Origin of the sequence: Vibrio amylolyticus (genome assembly GCF_023145695.1) — a bacterium.
Lineage (GTDB): Bacteria > Pseudomonadota > Gammaproteobacteria > Enterobacterales > Vibrionaceae > Vibrio > Vibrio amylolyticus.
In genome coordinates this window covers 95,967-119,810 of the sequence record NZ_JAJHVV010000011.1, presented here as the reverse complement: position 1 = coordinate 119,810, position 23,844 = coordinate 95,967, and the positions used below count along the sequence as shown (strand labels likewise).

The window sequence follows — 23,844 nt, the reverse complement described above, 5'->3', positions numbered from 1 at the left end:
GATAAAATTAGCCGCATTATACTTAAATAGCATTTATACGAAAATCTGAACTGATATTTATCCTAAAATTCTTACATATTTGTATGATAATTCTTCGTTTTTATCATTTTTATCGAGATAATAAGACTACTCTAAGGTAATGCGTTAAAAAAGTTCACTGATCAATATGAAAACGCTTTTAATTCACTAAATTGATGATTATCATCCGCCCAATATTCTATCTTGTATTACACTCGAATATAAGCACCCACACCCCCGTAAGGAGAACAGAAAGCCTTGAATACATTAACAGGTAACTCATTGCCTATTATTCAATTATCTGCAATTAGTAAGAGTTTTGATGGGCAAAGAGTCATTAACGAACTCTCAATCGATGTTAATCACGGTGAGTTTCTAACCATTCTAGGGCCTTCTGGCTGTGGCAAAACAACCGTGTTGAGGTTGATCGCTGGATTTGAATTAGCCGACGTCGGGCGTATTGTTCTTGATGATGTCGACATTACTCATGTTCCCGCAGAACAACGTCATGTAAATACTGTATTTCAAAGTTATGCGTTGTTTCCACATATGTCTATTTTTGAAAACGTTGCTTTTGGACTTCGTATGCAAAAAGTACCGACTGAGCAGATTAAGCAGCGGGTATTGGAAGCTTTAGTCATGGTGAAACTGCAGGATCACGTGAGCCGCATGCCCCACCAGTTATCGGGTGGCCAACAACAACGAGTTGCCATTGCTCGTGCGGTTGTGAATAAGCCTAAGGTTCTTCTCCTAGATGAGTCCCTTTCAGCTTTAGATTATAAATTGCGTAAACAGATGCAGTCGGAACTCAAGCAGCTCCAACGTAAACTCGGCATCACTTTTATTTTTGTAACCCATGATCAAGAAGAAGCTCTTTCGATGTCAGATCGAATCATCGTGATGAAAGACGGTGTCATTGAGCAAGACGGTACGCCTAGAGAGATCTATGAAGAGCCTAAAAATTTGTTTGTCGCTGAGTTTATCGGTGAGATAAACAACTTTTCAGCGACAGTCGTATCACGAGTCGATGACAAGAGAGTTCTGGTTAATATCGAAGGCGCAGAAGTCATCGTTCATCATGATCGAATGGTTGATTCCGAGGATTCATTACACGTTTTACTGCGCCCTGAAGATTTGAAGGTGACTGAAATCAAAGAGTCTGATGAGCAGGGAATTGTCGGTCACGTTATCGATAGAACTTACAAAGGAATGACGCTTGATTCTGTTATTGAGCTCCCTTCAGGAATGCGAGTTATGACCAGTGAGTTCTTTAACGAAGATGATCCCGACGTTGATCATTCTCTAGGACAAAAAGTCTCGATCAGTTGGATTGAAACTTGGGAAGTGGTGTTGACCGATGCTCAAATTGTTTAACTTCAGAAATACCATTCTCGCCATCATAATTGGCTGGTTAACGCTCTTCGTTTTCGTGCCTAATCTCATGATTATCGCGACGAGCTTTTTGACTCGTGATGAAGCTAATCTTATCGATTTCACGTTTACACTTAACAATTATGTGAGATTGGCGGACCCTCTATACATAAAGGTTGTTTGGCATTCGTTTTATATGGCAACGATAGCAACGCTTTTATGCTTAGTGGTTGGCTATCCGTTCGCTTATATTATTACTAAAATGCCTAAGAACACTCGTCCATTTATGTTGTTTTTGGTCATCATTCCATTTTGGACTAACTCGTTAATTCGCACCTATGGCCTTAAGATTGTACTCGGCACACAAGGAGTTCTTAACAAGAGTTTGTTGGCTTTAGATATTATCGAAAAGCCAATTCGATTGATGTACACAGAAACCGCCGTAATGATTGGGCTGGTCTACGTATTATTACCATTTATGATATTGCCGCTGTACTCTGCTATTGAAAAACTGAATGGCTCCTACATTGAAGCAGCCAAAGATCTCGGAGCAACCAAGTTTCAAACCTTCACCAAAATTATCTTGCCACTGACTATGCCAGGTATCATTGGAGGATGCCTACTCGTCTTATTGCCTGCACTAGGTATGTTCTATGTGGCTGATTTACTTGGTGGTGCTAAAAACTTGCTGATAGGTAATGTGATAAAAAGTCAGGTACTCAATGCGCGCGATTGGCCATTTGGTGCAGCCACAAGTATTGCACTCACCGCTGCTATGGCACTATTACTTTTTGCTTATTATAAAGCCGGTAAGCTATTTGACCGTAATTCGGAGCTAAGCTAATGGGACGCTTTTCTAAATACAGCTTCATGAGCGTAGTCTACCTTTTTTTGTACTTACCGATTATCGTGCTCATTGTTAACTCATTTAATGACAACAAATTTGGCATGAAATGGGGGGGATTCACCACCAAGTGGTATCAAGCACTCGTGAACAACGACAGCTTAATGCAAGCGGCTTGGCACTCGATTAACATTGCTGTTTTTTCAGCAACGGCTGCAGCGATTATTGGTAGTTTAACCGCCGTTGCCCTCTTTCGATATCAATTTAAGGGAAAGTCTGCGGTTAACAGTTTGCTCTTCGTTGTCATGATGTCGCCTGACATCGTTATGGCAATATCGTTCTTAGCGCTGTTTCTAGTGATTGGTGTTCAACTCGGGTTCTTGACGCTGTTGATCGCTCATATCACGTTTTGTCTACCGTTTGTCGTTGTTACCGTATACAGCCGCCTCAAAGGTTTTGATGTGAAGATGTTAGAGGCTGCGAAAGACCTCGGCGCGAGCGAATGGACGATATTGACTAAGATAATCATGCCAATCGCTAAACCAGCGATTGCAGGCGGTTGGTTACTGAGTTTTACACTCTCTCTTGATGACGTGATTATTAGCTCGTTTGTGACTGGTCCGGCTTATGAAATATTACCGTTAAAAATCTATTCGATGGTTAAAGTTGGGATCTCTCCAGAAGTGAATGCGTTAGCCACGGTCATGCTCATCGTTTCGTTATTTCTAGTGGGGCTATCTCAATTTATTAGTCGAGATGGGCTCGAAAGAAATGAAGATCGCTAAATGAAGGAAGAATTCTATAAAAAGGCACTGTAAAAAGTTGAAATATTCGTTTTTTTTCCTATGCTTATGCCAAGTTTACAGCTTATTAATTTAAGCATTTATCTATAAATTGATATGGAAGTACCATGAATAAAAAATTCTGTGTTGCTGCGATATTTGCCGCGACTCTTGTATCCCAACCAACGCTTGCTAATGACAAAGAACTCTACTTTTACAATTGGTCAGAATACATCCCGAATGAAGTGCTAGAAAACTTCACCAAAGAGACGGGTATCAAAGTCATTTACTCAACGTACGAATCGAATGAGAGCATGTATGCCAAGCTAAAAACACAAGGTTCAGGGTATGACTTGGTAGTACCATCAACATATTTCGTCTCTAAAATGCACAAAGAAGATATGCTACAAGAGATAGATAAAAACAAACTCTCTCACTTTTCTGATCTAGATCCAAACTACCTAGACAAGCCATTTGATCCTAATAACACCTACTCTATTCCCTACATTTGGGGGGCGACGGGGATTGGTGTTAACTCAGACATGCTTGATGGTTCTTCATTAAGTAATTGGGGAGATTTCTGGGACAGTAAATGGGAAGGTCAGCTTATGCTGATGGATGACTCTCGCGAAGTCTTCCATATCGCGCTAAGCAAACTCGGTTATTCACCAAATACAACTGACCCTAAAGAGATCGAAGAAGGTTATCAAGAACTTAGAAAGCTAATGCCAAACGTTTTAGTGTTTAACTCTGACTTCCCTGCTAACCCATATCTTGCTGGAGAAGTGTCGTTAGGAATGCTTTGGAATGGATCCGCTTACATGGCTCGCCAAGAAGGTGCTTCAATCGATATTATTTGGCCAGAGAAAGGGGCTATTTTCTGGATGGACAGCTTGGCTATCCCTTCAGGAGCTAAAAACATCGATGCAGCACACCAGATGATAGATTTCCTTCTTCGCCCAGAGAATGCTGCCAAGATAGCTCTAGAAATCGGTTACCCTACTCCAGTTAAAACGGCCTACCCTTTACTGCCTGAAGAGTTTGCCAATGATACTAATATATTTCCTCCTCAAGAGGTGATGGATTCCGGTGTATGGCAAGATGAAGTTGGTGAAGCAAGCGTATTGTATGAAGACTACTTCCAGCGTTTAAAAGTCGGAAACTAAATGAGCGGCCATGAGGGTTATATTTTCCTCATGGCTACTTCTTACTGCGTCAATCAAAGTGTCTGAGGTGAGCGAATTAAGTACAATGTAAAGTACAGTAGTGTACTGGCTTTAATCACATTAATGCTGTTTGTTTCAATTTCTATGATGGCTTTAAGCTATTTTATCGAAATTGATTCTTACTATGACCTACTCTTTGAAAGCAATTCTCTCTTCCTTACTATCTATATCTATTTCATCTCTAGAAAAGTTATAAAGAACAATCGAATCCTCATGCTGGGGTTGTTACTTCTGGCAAGTAACCAAGCCTACGATGTTATTACAGAAATAAAAGTTTTGGATGACTGGGCGAACAGACATGACCTTACTCACACGTTTTTGGAAGATGGCGTTCTTCAAATTTCATTCTTGTTAATTGCATTTGGTGTAACTCGATTACTTCAACAAGCTCATCACGAAGCAGCGCTCGATGAGTTAACTGGTCTGTATAATCGTAAAGAACTTAGTAGCATTAAAAAAAGTCAGTTTGATGTTATCTACTTTGATATTAATGAGTTAAAAAAAATCAATGATAATAAAGGCCACGCCGTTGGGGATTTATTAATCATTCGTTTTTCACAAGCTTTAAAGATTGCTAAACAAAAAGGCGAACAAGTTTTTCGAATTGGTGGGGATGAATTTGTTGTCATCGCAGAGGTTGGGCGCGCGCAAGACTATGTCGATTCGATGCATCGCACTTTGGAGGGGGAACAAATCACTTTTAGCTACGGATTTGAAACCACCTTGTTAAAAAATTTTGACGACGCCCTAGCCAAAGCTGATGCCGCAATGTACAAAATGAAAAGCTCCCTAAACAAAGGCGGAGAGCTTTAATGAGTAAACTTTCTTTATTACGCGTGCTGCCTAGTTTGGTTATCAACAGCTAACAGTTCCTCTATCAATTTTGGAACTTCAAGACTCGCTTTACCATAACGCTTCTCTTCAAATTCACTTTCTACTGCACTTGGCTCTAGATTAATCTCAATCGTATGAGCACCGTGCATCTTAGCATCATGGACAAACCCAGCTGCTGGGTAGACTACGCCAGAAGTGCCAATTGATATAAACAAATCACACTCTTCAAGAGCCGAATAGATATCGCCCATTCTTAAAGGCATTTCTCCAAACCAGACAATATGAGGTCGCATCTGTGCTGGTATTTGACAGCAATGGCAAAGCTCTCCCGTTAAAATATCAGCTTTGTGTTCAATGACTTGGTTCGACTCACTACAACGTGACTTCAATAGCTCACCATGCATGTGAATTATATTATTACTGCCACCCCGCTCATGAAGATTATCAATGTTTTGTGTGATAACGGTAACCTTACCTTCTAACTCTTCCTCTAAACGACCTAGTGCATTATGTGCAGAATTGGGTTTAATCGTTTCAGACTGTAATTTTTTTCGTCTTTGATTGTAGAAATCTTGGACTAAATCAGGATCGCGGACAAACCCTTCTGGTGTCGCAACATCTTCAATACGATGATTTTCCCAAAGCCCATCCTGTGCTCTGAAAGTCTGAATTCCTGATTCAGCAGAGATACCTGCACCAGTGAGAATAACGATATTTTTATAAGGAAACTGCATGCTATGTCCTTTTAGCCCTGACTTTATTCAAGATTAGCACTGTTCATTTAGTATCAGAAGTTGTTCATGTTAGACCATAGTATTAAACCCCTTACTTTACTGCGGGTTATGTGAACTACAACAAAAAAAGAGAAGCCTAGAGCTTCTCTTAAATCTGCAATAGCCTCACAACTAATCTTCGTTTATGGACGAAATCTTATGGATAGCAAGATCGGCACCGAGGAATTCATCCTCTTCTGATAATCTTAAGCCAGTCAATTTATGAAGAAGCCCATAAACGAATACGGCACCAATTACAGCAACCGTGATACCCAGAACTGTCCCTAAGAATTGTACCGTTAGGCTCACTCCACCCAAACCTCCAAGTGCAGTTTGACCAAATATACCAGCAGCGACCCCACCCCATGCGCCACATATGCCATGAAGAGGCCAAACACCAAGTACATCATCTATAGTGGTGTTGTTCTGTAAGTACGTAAAGAGATACACAAAAAGACCACCAGCAAACCCACCAGTAATTAAAGCACCAATAGGATGCATAAGATCAGAGCCTGCACAGATGGCCACGAGACCCGCTAGCGGACCATTATGAATAAACCCTGGGTCATTCTTACCCGCAATAAGCGCAACGACTATACCACCTACCATTGCCATCAATGAGTTCAGTGCCACTAAACCGCTGATCCCATCCAACGACTGGGCTGACATAACATTAAAGCCAAACCAACCTACACAAAGAATCCAAGCGCCTAACGCAAGGAAGGGAATATTGGATGGTGCGAAGTTTGTGTGCTTACCTGCTCTGACTCGGCCCTTTCGCATGCCTAAAAAAATAACGGCGATGAGAGCGATCCATCCACCAACACCATGAACAACGACAGAACCAGCAAAGTCATGAAACCCCGCGCCAAAACTATTTTCAAACCAAGCTTGTATGCCAAAATTTCCATTCCAGACAATACCTTCAAAGAATGGGTAGACAAGGCCTACGGTTAAGAAGGTAGCGATAAGAATAGGGTAAAAACGTGCTCGTTCAGCAATTCCACCAGAGACAATGGCAGGAATAGCTGCCGCAAACGTCATTAAAAAAAAGAACTTAACGAGTTCGTAGCCATTTCCTTGTGAAAGTGTCTCTGCACTTGAAAAAAAGTGTCCACCATAAGCGACCCAGTATCCAATAAAAAAATAAGCGAGTGCGGAAACACCAAAATCAGCTAGTATTTTTACTAGCGCGTTGACTTGGTTTTTACGACGTACCGTTCCGACTTCTAAAAATGCAAATCCTGCGTGCATTAGAAAAACCATAATGGCACCCAGCAATAAGAATAATGTATCTGAGCTTTGCGTGAGGACTTGAACGACACCTTGGACTGGGCTTGATGATTCTGACATGAATAGAGTCTCCTTACTCATTCGTACTACATACTTTTACGTCGCACTGCTTTGGTGCTAAAAAACGAAAAGTACCTTTATATTGTTAGATTTATCATGATTTAGTGCGTATATTGCAAAGAGTATGCCACGAAGGTATTAAATGAACTTATGGTTTGTTTTTGTACTATATTGACGACTTATCAATAGGTTGCAGATGTGGCACTAGGGGTAATTCGTGATTGCTTGCTTGAATGCTGCACCAGTTTGGGGTTATTGCACCAAACTGGAGAATCTGCTCATTTAGCTCACTAGCTATGTAAAAGTAAAAATAAAAGAGAGAGCGTCAGTTGCTCTCTCTTTATATTTGTTATCGGCCAACAATAATGTTTACAAGTTTGGACCTTTCGTCGGTTTATGAGGAAGATTCGCCTTGAGCTGTTTCATTCCCTTAAACATTCGATAGAACCAAATGACAATAGCGAGAGCGGCGAACACCATACCAATAATAGGAATAACGTAAGCAATGCTGTCTAGCATTGAACTCTGATACCAATAGTCATTAATGCCGATTAACACGCCATTAGACGTAGCAATGGTCACGATCAATACAACAAAGAAAGTTAGATTTAGAAAGAAGCTACGGATCAACCCATAATAATGGGAGTTAACCACTTCAGAGTCTTCACCTTTATCTAAGCGATACCCTGCATAGACAATCGCAACGACACCAGAGAGCAAGCAAGTTAATGGCGTAAACAAGCTAGCGATATAAGCAAACCAAATTCCGTTATGTTGTTTGTTCATGTTTTGCCTCTTGCTTAACTTGGCCTTCTACAGAGCTCTCTTTCTTGTTTTCAGACATCACTTCCTCATACCAGATATCATGATGCTCTTTGGCCCATGTTTCATCCACCTCACCTGTTACCATTCCTTCTAATGCCCCTTCCATACCGAACAGGCCAATATAGATATGGAACACAAAGCCACAAATCAGGATAAGTGCAGAAACCATGTGTACAAGGTTCGACAACTCCATATCACGTCGTGTCTGGCCAAAGATTGGAAAATCAAGTACAAGGCCACTAAACGCGGCAATAGAGCCTGCAAAGATTAGCAACCAAAAGAGCGCTTTTTCACCCGCATTCGAAAACTCAGCAGAAGGATGCGACCCTTTATGTTTACCAACCATCCCGCCTAGTTTCATAAACCAAGTAATATCGACTTGGCTGAAAATAGACTTGCGCCACCACTTAAACAGAATAAGAACAAGCAGCACACCAAACAGCGGACCTAGGTAGTTATGATATTGCTTAGCAAGCATGATAACGAAGCCCCACAGTTCGGTCGGAACATAAGGTTTCAAAAAGTGCTTGCCATAAACGAGCATCAGCCCACTAAAGGCTAACGTAAGGAAGGTAAACGCCATACTCCAATGCAGCGCTCGGTCTAATCGCGTCCAACGTTTTATCTTTCTTCCCGTACGAGGCTTACTTAACATAACAGGGCCAACGATAATATATGCAAGAATTACCACTGAAATACTACCAAAAATAGCGATAGCACCTGCTGGTGACATCCACTTCTCTTTCAATATGTACCATGTTTGCCCTGGTGTACTGATCAATACGCCATGTTCAGGAGATTGCGAAGTCGTATAACCTTCTTCTCCTGCTCTGACTTGACGCCAAAAATCAGCCCCCGCTAATTGCGTAATCTCTCTTTCCGCAACGCTAGACCCAGTGTTATTAGAGTCGTTAGCAAGAACATTAAAAGACAAGCTAAGCAGTAATGCTGTCACTATTGACAGCATTACAAGAGAGGTACGTTTAATACATTTGAACATATCTCTCTCCATGGTTAGCTCTTCGTCGCATCAAAAGCGAGGTCTTCACCATTTGTCCAACCTGCCTCTTTTGCTCCACGTTCTACAACACGCTGGCGGAAAATGTCAGACACCTTGTTCGCATCACCAGCAATCAACGCTTTGGTTGAACAAAGTGACGCACACATAGGAAGCTTTCCTTCAGCTAGACGGTTAGCACCGTACTTCTTACGCTCCTCCTCTGAACCTGCTTCTGTTTCAGGGCCACCTGCACAGAATGTACATTTATCCATCTTGCCTCGTTCGCCAAATGCGCTTTGCTTTGGAAACTGGGGTGCACCAAACGGACAGGCGAACAAGCAGTAGCCACAACCAATACAGAGGTCTTTATTATGCAAGACAACGCCATCTTCGGTTCTTTCAAAACAGTCAGCTGGGCAAACTGCCATGCAAGGCGCATCGGTACAGTGCATACACGCTACAGAGATAGAGTTCTCTCCCGGTTCGCCGTCATTTAGGGTAACAACGCGACGACGCTGAATACCCCATTCAAGAGCATCATCATTTTCATTTTTACACGCAGTGACACAACCATTACATTCGATGCAGCGCTTGGTGTCACAAAGGAATTTCATATTAGCCATCTTTATTTCTCCTAAGCTTTACGAATGTTACAAAGCGTCACTTTAGTTTCCTGCATTTGAGTCACAGGGTCATAACCGTATGTAGTCGCTATATTAGCGGATTCACCAATAACATAAGGGTCTGTCCCTTCAGGGTATTTCTCTCGAAGGTCTTCACCTTGGAACTTCCCACCAAAGTGAAATGGAATAAATGCAAGGCCAGGCTTAACACGACGAGTCACCATGGCTTTAACATGAATACGCCCTTTTTCTGCGCCTTCAACCCAAACCATGTCACCATCTTTAAATCCAAGATCATTAGCGTCTTTAGGGTTCACTTCAACGAACATTTCTTGTTGAAGCTCAGCAAGCCAAGGGTTAGAACGTGTCTCTTCACCACCCCCTTCATACTCTACCAAGCGCCCAGAGGTTAGAATGATTGGGTACTCTTTAGACTTGTCTTGGTCTTGAATCGATTTGTACATCGTTGGTAGACGGTAAATGGACTCACTGTCATCCCATGTCGGATAATCAGTGACAAGGTCACGTCTTGGAGTGTAAAGAGGTTCTCGGTGTAGCGGAACACGGTCTGGGAATGTCCAAACAATGGCACGTGCTTTCGCGTTACCAAATGGCATACAACCATGTTTAATCGCTACACGTTGAATACCGCCGGAAATGTCGGTTTTCCAGTTCTTGCCTTCCGCCGCGGCTTTTTCGGCCTCGGTTAGATCGTCCCACCAACCTAGCTGTTTAAGCAGTTTGTCACTAAATTCTGGGTAACCATCTTTCAGTTCACAATCTTTTGAATAGCTGTCTTCAGCAAGCAGGCTCTTCCCCTCAAATTCAACGCCAAATCGAGCTCTAAAGTTACCGCCACCTTCGGCAACAGGTTTAGAGGTATCGTAAAGAATGTGAGTACCTGGGTGTTTCATCTCAGGTGTTCCCCAGCATGGCCAAGGTAGACCATAGGTTTCACCGTGTGCTGGACCGCCTTCCGCTTCCAAAGACGTCTTATGGAACGTATGCCAGTTCATAGTATGTGATTTGATACGTTCTGGGCTTTGACCTGTATAGCCAATTGTCCACATACCCTTATTGAACTCACGAGTAATGTCTTCAATGTTAGGCTGATTGTTTGTAACACCAATGTTTTTGAAAAGCTGATCAGAGAAACCTAACTTCTTAGTCAGCAGGTACATGATTTCATGATCAGGTTTTGACTCAAATAATGGTGGAATGACTTGTTCGCGCCATTGCAGTGAACGGTTAGACGCGGTCACGGAACCTGTGGTTTCGAATTGAGTTGTCGCAGGTAACAGATACACACCATCAGTGCGATCATTCATTACGGCCGCAACGGTTGGGTAAGGGTCAACAATAACCATCATGTCGAGTTTCTGCATCGCGGTTTTCATTTCAACACCACGAGTTTGCGAGTTTACCGCGTGACCCCAATAGAACATGGCACGAATGTTATCGTTCTGTTCAATATTACTTTTGTCTTCTAAAACACCATCTATCCAACGAGAAACAGGAATACCCATGTTGTTCATTGGTAATTTGCCACGATATTTATTTTGATCGAAACGATCTTTCACCCATTGGTGGTCTAAATCCCAAATACCAGACCAATGTTTCCATGCACCGTCAGATAGCCCGTAATACCCTGGTAAAGTATGAGAAAGAACGCCCAAGTCTGTTGCGCCTTGCACGTTATCGTGACCACGGAAGATGTTAGCGCCGCCGCCTGATTTACCCATATTGCCTAGAGCAAGTTCAAGTACACAGTAAGCACGAGTATTGTTGTTACCTGTTGTATGTTGAGTTCCGCCCATACACCAAACGACACAACCCGGACGGTTTTCAGAGAGCAGTTTGGCCGTTTGGTAAACTTCGTCTTCTGTAATACCCGTTACACGTTCAACTTCTTCTGGTGTCCACTTGGCGACTTCTTCTAGTACTTCGTCCATACCAAAGACACGTTGACGAATGAACTCCTTGTCTTCCCATTGGTTTTTAAATACATGCCATAGCACACCCCAAATAAAGGCAACATCAGTACCTGGGCGAAGTGATACGTAATGATCTGCTTTTGCAGCGGTACGAGTACGACGTGGATCCGCAACGACAATTTTGCAGTTGTTTTTCTCTTTCGCTATCAAGATATGCTGCATCGCCACTGGGTGAGCTTCTGCTGGGTTAGACCCGATGAAAAGCATCGACTTACAGTTGTGCATGTCGTTAAACGAATTCGTCATTGCACCGTAGCCCCACGTGTTTGCTACACCGGCTACCGTGGTTGAGTGACAAATACGTGCTTGGTGGTCAACGTTATTGGTTCCCCATAGCGATGCCATTTTACGGAACATATACGCTTGTTCGTTATTGTGCTTCGCGCTACCAAGCCAGTAAACCGAATCTGGGCCTGACTCTTTGCGGATCTCTAATGTCTTGTTGCCAATTTCTTCAATCGCTTGCTCCCAAGAAAGCTTCTTCCATTTGCCGTTTTCAAGCTTCATTGGGTATTTTAGACGGCGTTCACCATGACCGTGTTCACGTAAGGCTGCACCTTTAGCACAGTGGCCACCAAGGTTAAATGGATGATCGAAAGCTGGCTCTTGCCCTGTCCAAACACCATTTTGAACTTCAGCATAAATGCCACAACCGACAGAACAGTGAGAACATATAGTGCGTTTAATCTCAGTTTTAGCATCAGAGCTGACTGATTTCGCCTCCGCTTTTTTCATCATTCCAGGAGCAAATAGACTTGCCCCCGCAACTGCGCCACCCGCTGCTAACGAAGAGTTCTTCATGAACGTACGACGACTTACACCAAATTGATTCTCTTTTTTGGTTACGCTATCGGAGCGTTTTGTTAATTTCATTTGTTTGGCTCCTATAGTGATTCGTAATAATCGCGTATATGTTGGGTTTCATGATAACCATCGGTTGCCTTCTCAGGTTTTACGGCAATCTCTTCTTTCGCTGATACCGCTGTGCTTGTTCCAGCCACGACTGAGCCAACGACTGCTGCTGTGGTTATTCCTTTGAGCAGGTCCCTACGGCTAGTGTCGACCTTGCCATTATCTGATTTGTTTTTATTGTTCATCCATTGCTTCCTTACTTGCTTAACTTAGACAGACTGACGTAGTTGAACGCTTTACGTTTCTTAGCTTTTTCTGTCTAACTAAAATTAAGGTTCTGCATAAATAGAATTGCAAAACCCAAATTGGAGTGAGTTAAAGTGAATTACTGATGTTATTTACATTGATATTGAGCTTACTTTTCGCGCCTGACACTTTTTCGCTAAACCTCACCTGCTCTATGTGCAGAAAAGCGTTCAGTAATTCAGCCGCTGGAATATAAAATTTGGCGTGTTTTGCTTCGGAAACTTGCTGGGTAAATGATGGATACCAAGGGGCGATGTGATCATTGAAGAACTTCTGCTGAACATCTTCATCTCCTTGGGCTAACAGAGCCATCACTTCACATAACGCAGAGATATGGTCTTCGGGTTCTTTTACGTTTTCACCCCTTTCATATCCGAGTTCTTGTAAATCGTGGCGAAGAAGCGCTAGGGGTTTCTCCATTAAGGAACCAGTCATGTGCCATGAACCGAATAGAACGGCTTCCCCACGGCCTATGCCGATAAATAGGTTTTGGTACTCTTCGCTAACGCTTTCAAGCTCACATTCACGAGCGGCTTGTCTAATTGAGGTCCAAGCTTGCTGCATAATGCTGTCTTCAGCTTCAATGTCTAGCGTAGACAGAAATTCGATAAGTTCAGGCCTAGGTGCTTGTCGAAACAGAGTCGAAAGCAGTAGATAGATGTCAGCACGCAATGTTTGATATTGGTTATCCAAAACTTTCTCCTAGTATTTTAATTGTTCAGTTGGGTCTTCAGACATTGTTTCGAAAACATCACGAACTCGGCAGTCTTCACACATAGCAATACGGTTGATTGCAGCCTCATCAGAGAATTGAGAGTGACCGCGTAACTTACCTTGAAGCATGGTAATCATAGACTGTGGTGCAAATGGCTTATTGCAACGCAAACATTCTGCTGCTTTTTCTTGATGAAGAACTTGAGCTTCACTGCGCTCTGCTTGATTCCAGTTTATTTGTGGACTCAGAGACAACGCAGACTCTGGGCATGCCTTTTCACACATTCCACATTGAATGCAGTCTTGCTCTACAAATTTGAGGGCAGGTGAATCACCGCTATGATGGAGAGCACGAGTCGGACAGACGGCAACACACGCCATACAAAGCGTGCAATCAGTACTTTCACAACTTACCGACCCATAAGGCGCACTGATAGGCAATTCAGTAACGGTCGTAGCAGGAATTCGATTGCTTGATAGCGCATCAAGAGATTGGAATAAACGTTGGCGTTTTGATCCTGATAGTGCCCCTATCGGAGAAACCAACGTTTCGGTATGAAGCGTTGGTTTTTCATCTCGTAGTGACTCGAGATAAAGAATATCAATGCAACTGCTTTGGATGCCGAGTGGTGCTAACAGAGATTGCGCCATCGCTACTTCTTTACTTAGTACTCTTAGAATGGTTTGTGGCATATGTTTACTTGCTGCAAACAGTACTTGAGTGGCGCCGTTAGCTAGTGCGGTAAACCACGTGTCGATGCCGACAGAAGGCAATTCTTCTACCACGATTGGAATAACATTATCAGGTAGCGCTTTCAGAGCCATCAGTGTGTACGATTCATGGCGATCACTGCAAAACAGAACGATGGGCGCTTTTCCACCCGCTTTCGTATAATTCTCTAATGTGCGCTCTACAAACTTTTGTGTCTCTTTCGGATTTGGTAATGCGTAACTAATTGCCTCGGTAGGACAAGACGTTGCACAGGTTCCAACACCTTGACATAGATACGGGTTGATCTCGATGTTGTAACCCGTCTTATCACTTCCTTTACTTTCCAATGCGCCAGCCGGACATGCATCAACACAACGATCACAACCTTTAACGCCACGTGAGCTATGTGCACATAAATCAGTATCTAATCTAAAGTATTTAGGCTTATCGAACGTGCCCATTAACGTTGGTATCTCTTCCAACGCTTGTTGCATCGTTGGATAACCACGACCAACAGGGTAATAACCAGGAACAGGCACCTCTTCCGTCATGACACCATTCAATGACAAGTCCAATATCACATCAAAGCAATCTTGGTTTACGGCGATCTTTGCAAGATTATTAGCCAATACACTATTTTCTACCGAGATGTTGACGTAGAAGGCACCCAAAAACCCCGAAATCTCAATAGAGTGTGAGAAGTAGATATTATCGCTCTTACCTTTCTCCCCATCAGTAGAAAGAAGGGTCAGTGATGTCATGCTAGATAGCTGTTTGGCAGCCGATTGGATGATCTCAGTAGGACCTAAGATCAATGTATGTCCCCCACTTTCATAACTGACAGTGGGTGGAATAAGATTGGTTAATTCAACAGTATTCTCAATAGCGTAGCTACGTGCTTTACCGTTGTTACTTGTATATTGTTTTAATAGTTCTTTTAACATTGCTCAGTCCATGTGAGAACAGGGAGTACCTGAGCAACAATGCAATTACTATTCCAATAATATTACGAAGTAAAATCAGCGAGTTAAAGGCTTTGGTGTATTTTGTTACCTTACAAAAACATGGGTGAGACATTTTGTCCCACCGAAAACACTCAGCATGGTCAAAATGTACCTAATTTAATTGTGGTTATTATTCATAACTGGCCCCTCGTTTAAATCAAGGCCATGGTCAGAGTTTAAATTTAAATCGGAGTCTGATTGAACGTCACTGGATAACTCAACCTGCTCCTGTTCCGTATTATCCTGCTGTTCCTCAAGCGTTATTGAGTCTGTACCTTCTTCTGGCACCTCAGAAGCATCGCTATCCGTTAATTCGTGATCGTTGACCCATCCACGTAATGTTTCTACGACATCATTTGATAAGCTTTTGACGGCGCTAAAGTCGTGATCATAGTCATTAAGTGCATCGACTTCACTGAACTCTCCTGACATAAAGAGTTTTCGTAGGGCCGCTTTTTTCACAAGAGGGTCGATATCACTCGTCAACATGGAAGCAATAGAGGATGGTTGCTCTTCTGGGGGCTCGATTTGCTCTGATGTTTCGATTGATTCGTCTACATTCGAATCATCGCTCGGTGCAAAGGCGTTGTCTATGCGAGAGGAATCGTTCTCTGGAATAGAGCTATTTAAGAGACTGTCCTCACTTGATATATTTTCCGATACCGATGATTTTTCAAGGGATTGCAGTGAGTCTTCCTCACTCAACTTTCTTTTAGACCATCGAGATATAAAATTAGTTGCCACTCGCTCGCCCCGCTCCTTTACGCTTTTTACGACGCTGCTCAATAAGTTCACCGTGTCGACCTATGTACGCTTCCATCCATGCCTGTACGGGCAATGGCATATCGTTAGATAGCACTAGGTAGTCACCATCCATATATTGTCCTGCAACACTTTGTGAGGCGGTTAGCGCAACAACCGATTGTTCCGTTGTCTCGTCAACGTTATCTAGTACAAGAAATAGCTTGGGTTTAACAGCGTTAAGATTAAAGCGATAGTCAGTTCGCTCATCTTTAAATAGCTCTAAAATAGCCGTTGGGTTAATACTGTTTTCTTTATTTCCAACGTCTGATTTATCAGGTGTTAAATCAAAACCTGTTAATTGCCATTGAATGGTCGACCATATTCCAGTGTTGATTTCATGGGAGGTTAAATGACAACGGATCGGCCATGCGTTTTCACTCTTGGTCATTTCCATTTCATCATTAAGGTTGTTAGACATAGTTCACCTATTTACAGTTAACCTGTTTATTATTGTAATCTTGGCATGATAAAAGCAATAATTACGCCAGTTATACATTTCATCAAACAGGAATTTCGTGTGGTTAAGCCTAATATTATAAAAACAACAGAAAACCCATTGCAGACCATGGAAGTCGAAGTCTTCGATGAATATGGTGAAAAGCTCGTTAAACAGATTGCTTGTGAACGTCCTTTAACAGTCATGCTTAACTGGAAAGAGATCGTGACGTTGATGACTCTCGGATCACGCCCTGAATCCCTTGTTTTAGGTTATTTGAAAAACCAAAGCTTTTTGTCTGACCCTGAAGCGATTGAATCCATTATTATCGATTGGGAAACTTACAGCGCAGCGGTTATCACGAAAGAAAACACCGATCACCTAGAAAAAGCGTTAAAAAAGAAGACCGTTACATCCGGATGTGGTCAAGGCACTATGTATGGCAACGTAATGAAGCAGCTTGAGGATTATCAAGTTCCTCAAGTCTCAATCAAGCAATCTGAAATATACTCTGCTCTCGAAGCTTTAACTCACTACAATGATACTTACAAGAAAGCGGGAGCGGTCCATGGCTGTGCAGTGTGTAATGCCAACGAAGTGCTTTCTTTTGTGGAGGATGTCGGTCGACACAACGCCGTTGACACGCTGGCAGGCGAGCTTTGGCTTAATCAAGAGTCTGGTGAAGATAAAATCTTCTACACTACTGGGCGCTTAACTTCAGAGATGGTGATTAAGGTGGCACAAATGGGCATACCTACCCTGCTTTCACGTTCTGGTGTGACACAAATGGGGCTCGACTTAGCGCAGAAATTTGGCATCACGACCATCGCCCGTGCTAAAGGAATGCGGTTCCAAGTATTTACTGGCGCAGATAAAATTAACTTTGACGTTAAAGGCCATTTAAAAGACCAGTAACGTTCGTCTTATCCGACGCCATATATGGAGGCTAATTGGCCTCCTTTTTATTGCCTCTTCTATCAAATAATTCCCCAATTAAAACCGCTTCCTCACAAAAGTGGGAATTTTCCAGCATTTTTCCGATATTCATCAGTTTAACTAGTCATCTACTTGCATAGGCTGTAAATACTGCTATTAGTTTATTACCTCTGTCACAAAAATGTCATAAAACCATAATATTTCAGGGGTTACTTAACGTCTGTTAACTAGGAGTTTTCTATGGCTAGGCAAACACTTGTTACTCGCTTCATGCTGTCTCTTTCGATCCGAGCTCAGCTTATTTTAATTACTCTATTCTTGCTGAGTGGAATACTCACATATGGCCTTTACGAACAGTACAGTTTCAACCAGCTTAATCTCTTACAAACGGCTGACCATGAAAATCAAAGCAGTGAAATTGACCTACTCACACTCCGTCGACATGAAAAAGACTTTTTAGCTCGTCAGGATCCTAAGTACGTGAAGCGATTTGACCAAACTATGGGTCAGCTAAAGCAGAGAATTGAACACATCCAACAATTGTTGCCGGATCAAAAAGCCTTAATTCAGGATCCAGTCTCGATATCTCTAGATACCCTAACCCTTTATCAGCAACAATTTCGCCAACTAGCAGAACAATTACTCTTACAAGGTACTGTAAGTGGCGAAGGCCTAACCTTGGATGTTATTGAAACTCGGATAAACTTATCTGAGAAGGTGAACGCTCTCCAAGATGTGAGTTTACAAAGCGCATATACGTTGTTGTTGAATCGAAGCTTACAGTTCAAAGGAAACCCTAATCGTGATTCTTTGAATCTATTCATAACAGAAATTGAAACCTTTGTTCTTTTGTCTCAACGCTATCCTACTATTGAAACGGCCGTGAATGCTTACAGACAATCAGTCCTAGCGTTATTAGATTCACATCAATTGATTGGGTTAACAGCTCAATCAGGGCTCCAAGGTAATCTAAGAACGAATGTACACCGAACGGAGGAAGCTATACACACACTACAAGATCAAGTCACAGAGTTGAATGCCGTAGCAATAACACAAGTTACCTTAAAGCTCCAAATCATAGGAGCAAGCATCGCACTGATTGTCTCTTCCATGCTTCTATTTATAGGCAAGAGTATAACGTCACGAATTGGAAAAATTACCAACCTAATGAAGGACATTTCTGAAGGTAACGGTGATTTAACGGTAAGAATGAATGCAAAGGGCCAAGATGAATTAGCTCAACTGGCCAACTCTTTTGATACTTTCGTTGCCAAGCTTCACACAAACATATCTGAAATTGCGTCTGTTATGCATACCCTATCCGACTGCGCTACTACTTCAGAGCAAGCCGCTAAACAAAGTATGATGAACGCTGAGCAGCAAAAACAAGAGTCTGAATCAGTGGCCACTGCGGTTAATGAACTCGTTATGACGAGTAACGAGATCACAGCCAACATAGAAAGTGCCGCTGACAATGCTTTGCGTGTAAAAAATGAAGCAGAAAAAAGCATGCAGATCACCAATGTTGCAGGCGAAAGTATCCAAGTGCTAGCAACAAATATTGGAGATTCACAACAATTAGTGCATGAACTATCGGTACACAGCCATGAAATCAAACATGTCATATCTACGATTACCAGTATTGCAGAGCAAACCAATCTTCTTGCGTTAAACGCCGCAATAGAAGCGGCTCGTGCGGGAGAAAATGGCAGAGGTTTTGCGGTTGTTGCCGATGAAGTAAGACAGTTATCCCAAAAAACAAACGAATCTACCCAACAGATTGAAGATACCATCAATGGTTTAACTTCCGGCGTAGAGAGTACAGTGAAAACGATGCAAGAGAGCTTAGAACAAGTCAATATCTCCAATAATCACACCGTAGAAGCGGTTCACTCAATACAGAAGATCGTTGATCAAATTACGGAAGTGTTTGATATGAATGCTCTTATTGCAACGGCTTCGGAGGAACAATCCATGGTATCTGCGGAAATCGATCGTAATATTACTCAAATTGCTGATTTAGCTGGAAGTACAGCGGTGCAAGTAGCGAAAACGGGAACGTCGAGCCAAGAAGTGATTAATGTTAGTCAGAAACTAAAAGGGGTTGTCGCCCAATTCAAGTATTAGTCTCGTAGTCAAAAGCTCGAAAGAAATAAAGTAGCAAAAAATAAAAGGCTCCTAACTAGGAGCCTTAAACGTTATGTTCTTATAGAGGTCGCACTATTTAGCTTGAGCTTCTCTTGATTTTAAAAGCTCTGCGTACGTACCACGGAAATCGTTGATTTTGCCATCTTTGATTTCTAGGATACGTGTAGCAAGTGAATCAACGAATACACGGTCGTGTGAAACGAAGAACAGTGTACCTTTGTAGTTCTCAAGCGCTAAGTTCAACGCTTCGATGGATTCCATATCCATGTGGTTCGTTGGTTCATCCATAAGTAGGATGTTTGGTTTATGCATCATGATCTTGCCTAGAAGCATACGGCCTTGCTCACCACCAGAGATAACTTTTACCGATTTTTTAATGTCGTCTTGACCAAAAATCATACGGCCTAGGAAGCCACGAACAACCTGCTCGTCTTCTCCTTCTTGACGCCATTGGCTCATCCAATCAAACAGGTTCATGTCTTTTTCAAAGTCATGAGCGTGATCTTGTGCGTAGTAACCAATATTAGAGTTTTCTGACCACTTGTATTCACCAGTACGTGGCGCTAATTCGCCCGCTAAAGTGTTCAGAAGCGTTGTTTTACCTACGCCATTCTCACCAATAATCGCAACACGCTCACCGACTTCGAAGATTCCATCAAACTTGTTGAAAAGGTCGTCTTCAAAACCTTGAGATAAGTTTTCAATAACCAACGCGTTACGGAATAGCTCTTTCGATTGTTCGAAACGAATGAATGGGCTCTGACGGCTAGACGCTTTTACTTCGGCTAGCTGAATCTTATCGATCTGTTTAGCACGAGAGGTTGCTTGCTTCGCTTTAGATGCGTTAGCAGAAAATCGAGAAACGAACGTTTGAAGCTCAGCAATTTGTGCTTTCTTTTTCGCGTTGTCTGTTAATAGACGTTCGCGAGCTTGGGTTGCTGCGGTCATGTATTCATCGTAGCTACCTGGGAATAAGCTAAGCTCACCGTAATCCAAGTCAGCCATATGCGTACATACAGAGTTTAGGAAGTGACGGTCATGCGAGATGATGATCATGGTACAGTTACGTTGGTTTAACGTCTCTTCTAACCATGCGATAGTGTCCATATCCAAGTTGTTGGTTGGTTCATCAAGAAGCATGATATGCGGGTCGGCGAACAGTACTTGCGCCAGTAGCACACGAAGTTTCCAACCTGGAGCCACTTCACTCATCAAGCCGAAGTGTTGTGCTTCTGGAATACCTACCGCAAGAAGAAGCTCACCTGCTTTCGCTTCAGCCATGTAGCCGTCCATTTCAGCAAACTGAACTTCTAAATCGGCAACCTTCATTCCATCTTCTTCGCTCATTTCTGTTAAAGAATAGATACGGTCACGCTCAAGCTTTACTTCCCACAGCTCTTTGTAACCCATGATAACGGTATCAATTACAGTGAACTCTTCGTAGGCGAATTGGTCTTGGTTTAGCTTAGCAACGCGTTCGTTAGGATCGTAACTCACGTTACCACCAGTAGGCTCTAACTCACCGCTAAGAATCTTCATAAAGGTTGATTTACCACAACCATTCGCGCCGATTAAGCCATAGCGATTGCCTTCGCCAAATTTGACAGAAATGTTTTCAAATAGTGGCTTAGCGCCAAATTGTTGTGTGATATTCGCAGTGGAGATCAAAGCCGTTACCTTAAAATTGAGTGGATTACTTACAAACGGCGCAACGTTACTTGTTCGTAGCAAGAACTTCAAGTGTTGTTTGCTTTATTGAACAAGTTCTCATTGCATAAACTTGCTGTTTACCAAGCATAGTTACATTTGCGCTTCGCACATGAAATTTTGTTCAATTATTGCACTAAAAAACATTAACTGGATTAGTTACCAATAGTTTAACTATTTTTTGAATAAAAAATGTCTACACTATTAGCTAACCATATAAGTTTTAAGTGAATTCTATGCGCGCCTTACTTCGTTTTTTCACCGCTATCTTGATACTTGTTCCACTCTCCTCCAGTGCAAAGTGGAATTATGATTTATCAGCCGAGCAATTTATTGATGAAACGGCAAACTCAATTGCGGCTGAAGTCTCTCAATTTCCTGATGCTCTTTTCATGACACAAACCGATAAACTGAAGGTGAATCAGTTGCTAACCGCAACATTGAACGAGCAAGATAAACATTTAGTTCAATTTTATGACAAGTTATCAGCGTACCAAGAAGAAAAAAATGATGACCATTGGCGACAAACTGAATCGTCTTACTTGACCTTAAATAGCTTGAGTCAAAGTAAGCAAGCACTGCTGATGCTCGCTGACGAAAGAACTCGCGAAAATTTAATCGGTTTTGGTCCTAGTGGCGTTAAACAGTTCAACCAAGAGTGGGCGCTGGTTCAAGTGAACCTTGAGTACATGGTCTATTTTCAAGTTCGAAGCTTTGGCGCTTTTCTTCAAGACCTGTTTATCTCGCCTGTTCCCGTCATTTGGGTCGCATTAAAAGTCTTTGCTATCTATTTTGTCTTAACGTGGTGGCTTACCAATAGCCAACGATTGATATCAATATTTCGAGAAACTCAATTAGGTGTCAACACCGCACCACCTATTTGGGTTCGCATTATTTGGTACCTCACGCGCGCTCAAAGAGCGATCGCTTGGTTAGTTGCGATCACCCTATCTCTCAGAGTGCTTTCTTCTATACCTAGCTTACAACACCTAATCTTTCTAGAGATCTTTACTTGGTGGGTATTAGGTGGCTCGATAGCCATTAGCTTTATTCTAGAGTTTGTTTATCGGCACAGCCGCCGCTCAAGTCCTGAAATGATAGCGTTAAGGTTAAAAACCATTCAACGTTATGTGTGGAGTGCCATTTTTGCAGGCGTGGTATTGCAAATTTCACTACGTACTCTTGGTCAGGCGACGATCTATCACTGGATTTACAGTGCCCTTTTCTTCTGGTTTGTTTTGGTCACTTTATCTGTATTACGTTTATGGCGTATACACGTTTTTGAGATAGTGACTCAGCAAACTGATCGTCCCGTGTGGTTACAATGGGCAGTAACACATAGAGATACGTTTATATTACGGATAGTGGCAACTGCTGTCGCCATTGCCTGGATTTCTATTCATACCTTCCAACACAGGGTTGTTTCTGCATTATCACAATACAGCTTTTTTAGCCAAGCGTTAGCCTATCTATTCAAAATAGAAGTAGCCAAGCAAGCTGAAACCAGTGACGCACAATCACATTTAGTGAGAGTGAAAGGAAATGAGACGTTTAATTATGTCCTTCCGGGTAGTCAAGATAGCGATCTAATTCGTTACGCTCAAGATGAAATTAAAACGCTATCCAAATACCTACTCAGCGACAGCCCTGCTATCTGTGTTGTTTCTGGGGAAAGAGGCGTAGGGGCAACCACTTTGCTTAATACGATTTTGCATAAAGTGAAAAATGCAGAACCTATCTACCTAAACTGCCCTTACTCTGGCTATAAAGAACTCCTTGAATTATTTGCCCTTAGTTTAGGTCTTGAGGAATCGGCAACCGAGATTCAAGTATTGGCGTTTTTGAGAAAAAGTGAACAGACCTATTTGATTGCGGTTGATAACGCTCAAAGATTGGTAAAACCAATGGTTGGAGGCTTATCTGGGTTAATAAAGCTGACAAATTTACTAAGGCGGTCGAAAAAGAATCATCGTGTGGTTATGGCGATTGAAAAATCGAGTTGGCGTTTTGTCGATAGAGCCCGTGGAGAGCGCCTTCTCTTCGATTGGGTCGCGTTCATGCCTCGTTGGAGTGAGTTACAAATTCAAGAATTATTGGACAGCCGCATCAACACTCAAATTGAAAACCCATTGTCTTTTGAAGGCTTGGTTGTGCCCAAGCAGTGGGACCAAGAAGATATAACAGAAGCAGAAAGAGCCAGAAAAGGGTTCTATCGTATTCTTTGGCACTATTCCGATGGTAACCCGACAGTAGCACTCCGTTTTTTCCGTTTGTCTTTAAATCGAGATAAAGAAACGAAACAAGTTAAAGTGCGATTGTTTACCGCGCCACAATCAGCAGAGCTTGAATCTATGCCTAAGCCTATGCTCGCGGTTATTCGTTCCATTGTTCAACTTGAAGTTGCTTCACCAGAGGAGCTATCTGAATGTACTCAACTGAGTATCGCTGAAGTTATTGGGACACTGCGCTATTTTCAAAGTCGTGGCTTTATAGAGTGGAGTGAAGATAAAGCTCGGGTGTCAGATCACTGGTTCCGCCACATAACGAATGTATTAGACCGTCAACACTTACTGGTGAAGTAA

At 42.3% G+C, this 23,844-nt stretch carries 20 protein-coding genes; 8 read left to right on the top strand and 12 right to left on the bottom strand.

Features of this window, described 5'->3' with window-relative positions; translation table 11 throughout:
* Positions 1 to 276 precede the first annotated feature (276 nt).
* The 5 genes from potA to KP803_RS17070 all read left to right on the top strand — a co-directional run bounded on the left by potA (position 277) and on the right by KP803_RS17070 (position 5,054).
* Positions 277 to 1,392, top strand: coding sequence for a spermidine/putrescine ABC transporter ATP-binding protein PotA (gene potA, locus KP803_RS17090; RefSeq protein WP_248010075.1), 1,116 nt, complete (start codon positions 277 to 279; stop codon positions 1,390 to 1,392).
* Positions 1,376 to 2,233, top strand: a complete 858-nt coding sequence (potB, locus tag KP803_RS17085; protein ID WP_248010074.1) for a spermidine/putrescine ABC transporter permease PotB — start codon at positions 1,376 to 1,378, stop codon at positions 2,231 to 2,233. The genes potA and potB overlap by 17 nt, the downstream gene beginning before the upstream one ends.
* Positions 2,233 to 3,018: a spermidine/putrescine ABC transporter permease PotC gene (potC, locus tag KP803_RS17080; RefSeq protein ID WP_248010073.1), complete on the top strand. Its 786-nt coding sequence runs from the start codon at positions 2,233 to 2,235 to the stop codon at positions 3,016 to 3,018. Before potB ends, potC begins: the two co-directional genes overlap by 1 nt.
* Positions 3,019 to 3,143: 125 nt before the next feature.
* Positions 3,144 to 4,181 (top strand): extracellular solute-binding protein, encoded by a 1,038-nt coding sequence (locus KP803_RS17075; RefSeq protein WP_248010072.1) that lies wholly within the window; start codon positions 3,144 to 3,146, stop codon positions 4,179 to 4,181.
* Positions 4,182 to 4,304: 123 nt separating this feature from the next.
* On the top strand, positions 4,305 to 5,054 hold the full coding sequence (locus tag KP803_RS17070) for a GGDEF domain-containing protein (protein ID WP_248010071.1): 750 nt from the start codon (positions 4,305 to 4,307) through the stop codon (positions 5,052 to 5,054).
* Positions 5,055 to 5,071: 17 nt separating this feature from the next.
* Here KP803_RS17070 and cobB read toward each other — a convergent pair whose 3' ends face one another.
* The 11 genes from cobB to KP803_RS17015 all read right to left on the bottom strand — a co-directional run bounded on the left by cobB (position 5,072) and on the right by KP803_RS17015 (position 16,453).
* Entirely contained in the window at positions 5,072 to 5,809 is a 738-nt protein-coding gene (gene cobB, locus KP803_RS17065) for a Sir2 family NAD+-dependent deacetylase (protein ID WP_248010070.1), read from the bottom strand.
* A 171-nt stretch (positions 5,810 to 5,980) separates the two neighbouring features.
* Complete coding sequence (locus tag KP803_RS17060; RefSeq protein ID WP_248010069.1) at positions 5,981 to 7,201, bottom strand: ammonium transporter; 1,221 nt, start codon at positions 7,199 to 7,201, stop codon at positions 5,981 to 5,983.
* 369 nt (positions 7,202 to 7,570) lie between these two features.
* Positions 7,571 to 7,987, bottom strand: coding sequence for a hypothetical protein (locus KP803_RS17055; protein WP_248010068.1), 417 nt, complete (start codon positions 7,985 to 7,987; stop codon positions 7,571 to 7,573).
* A complete protein-coding gene (locus KP803_RS17050; RefSeq protein WP_248010067.1) occupies positions 7,971 to 9,026 on the bottom strand; it encodes a formate dehydrogenase subunit gamma in 1,056 nt (351 codons plus the stop codon). Before KP803_RS17050 ends, KP803_RS17055 begins: the two co-directional genes overlap by 17 nt.
* A 14-nt stretch (positions 9,027 to 9,040) precedes the next feature.
* Complete coding sequence (fdh3B, locus tag KP803_RS17045) at positions 9,041 to 9,649, bottom strand: formate dehydrogenase FDH3 subunit beta (RefSeq protein WP_248010066.1); 609 nt, start codon at positions 9,647 to 9,649, stop codon at positions 9,041 to 9,043.
* Between the two features lie 11 nt (positions 9,650 to 9,660).
* On the bottom strand, positions 9,661 to 12,516 hold the full coding sequence (locus KP803_RS17040; RefSeq protein WP_248010065.1) for a formate dehydrogenase subunit alpha: 2,856 nt from the start codon (positions 12,514 to 12,516) through the stop codon (positions 9,661 to 9,663).
* Between the two features lie 11 nt (positions 12,517 to 12,527).
* A complete protein-coding gene (locus tag KP803_RS17035) occupies positions 12,528 to 12,740 on the bottom strand; it encodes a twin-arginine translocation signal domain-containing protein (RefSeq protein ID WP_248010064.1) in 213 nt (70 codons plus the stop codon).
* Positions 12,741 to 12,870: 130 nt separating this feature from the next.
* On the bottom strand, positions 12,871 to 13,494 hold the full coding sequence (locus KP803_RS17030) for a TorD/DmsD family molecular chaperone (protein ID WP_248010063.1): 624 nt from the start codon (positions 13,492 to 13,494) through the stop codon (positions 12,871 to 12,873).
* Between the two features lie 9 nt (positions 13,495 to 13,503).
* Entirely contained in the window at positions 13,504 to 15,171 is a 1,668-nt protein-coding gene (locus KP803_RS17025; RefSeq protein WP_248010062.1) for a 4Fe-4S dicluster domain-containing protein, read from the bottom strand.
* A gap of 177 nt (positions 15,172 to 15,348) precedes the next feature.
* Positions 15,349 to 15,975 carry a DUF3306 domain-containing protein gene (locus tag KP803_RS17020; RefSeq protein ID WP_248010061.1) on the bottom strand — a complete coding sequence of 209 codons (627 nt, stop codon included), beginning with the start codon at positions 15,973 to 15,975 and terminating at the stop codon, positions 15,349 to 15,351.
* The gene (locus tag KP803_RS17015; RefSeq protein WP_248010060.1) at positions 15,965 to 16,453 is read right to left on the bottom strand and encodes a DUF3305 domain-containing protein; all 489 of its coding nucleotides are present in this window, start codon (positions 16,451 to 16,453) and stop codon (positions 15,965 to 15,967) included. Before KP803_RS17015 ends, KP803_RS17020 begins: the two co-directional genes overlap by 11 nt.
* A 99-nt stretch (positions 16,454 to 16,552) precedes the next feature.
* Here KP803_RS17015 and KP803_RS17010 point away from each other — a divergent pair, with 99 nt between their 5' ends.
* Both KP803_RS17010 and KP803_RS17005 read left to right on the top strand, forming a co-directional pair.
* Positions 16,553 to 17,386: a formate dehydrogenase accessory sulfurtransferase FdhD gene (locus tag KP803_RS17010; protein WP_248010059.1), complete on the top strand. Its 834-nt coding sequence runs from the start codon at positions 16,553 to 16,555 to the stop codon at positions 17,384 to 17,386.
* Between the two features lie 261 nt (positions 17,387 to 17,647).
* Positions 17,648 to 19,534 (top strand): methyl-accepting chemotaxis protein, encoded by a 1,887-nt coding sequence (locus KP803_RS17005; protein ID WP_248010058.1) that lies wholly within the window; start codon positions 17,648 to 17,650, stop codon positions 19,532 to 19,534.
* A gap of 93 nt (positions 19,535 to 19,627) precedes the next feature.
* On the opposite strand, the gene KP803_RS17000 is transcribed toward KP803_RS17005, so the two are convergent.
* Positions 19,628 to 21,223 carry an ABC-F family ATPase gene (locus KP803_RS17000; RefSeq protein ID WP_248010057.1) on the bottom strand — a complete coding sequence of 532 codons (1,596 nt, stop codon included), beginning with the start codon at positions 21,221 to 21,223 and terminating at the stop codon, positions 19,628 to 19,630.
* Between the two features lie 275 nt (positions 21,224 to 21,498).
* Between KP803_RS17000 and KP803_RS16995 the strand changes: the two genes are divergently transcribed.
* Complete coding sequence (locus KP803_RS16995; protein ID WP_248010056.1) at positions 21,499 to 23,844, top strand: ATP-binding protein; 2,346 nt, start codon at positions 21,499 to 21,501, stop codon at positions 23,842 to 23,844.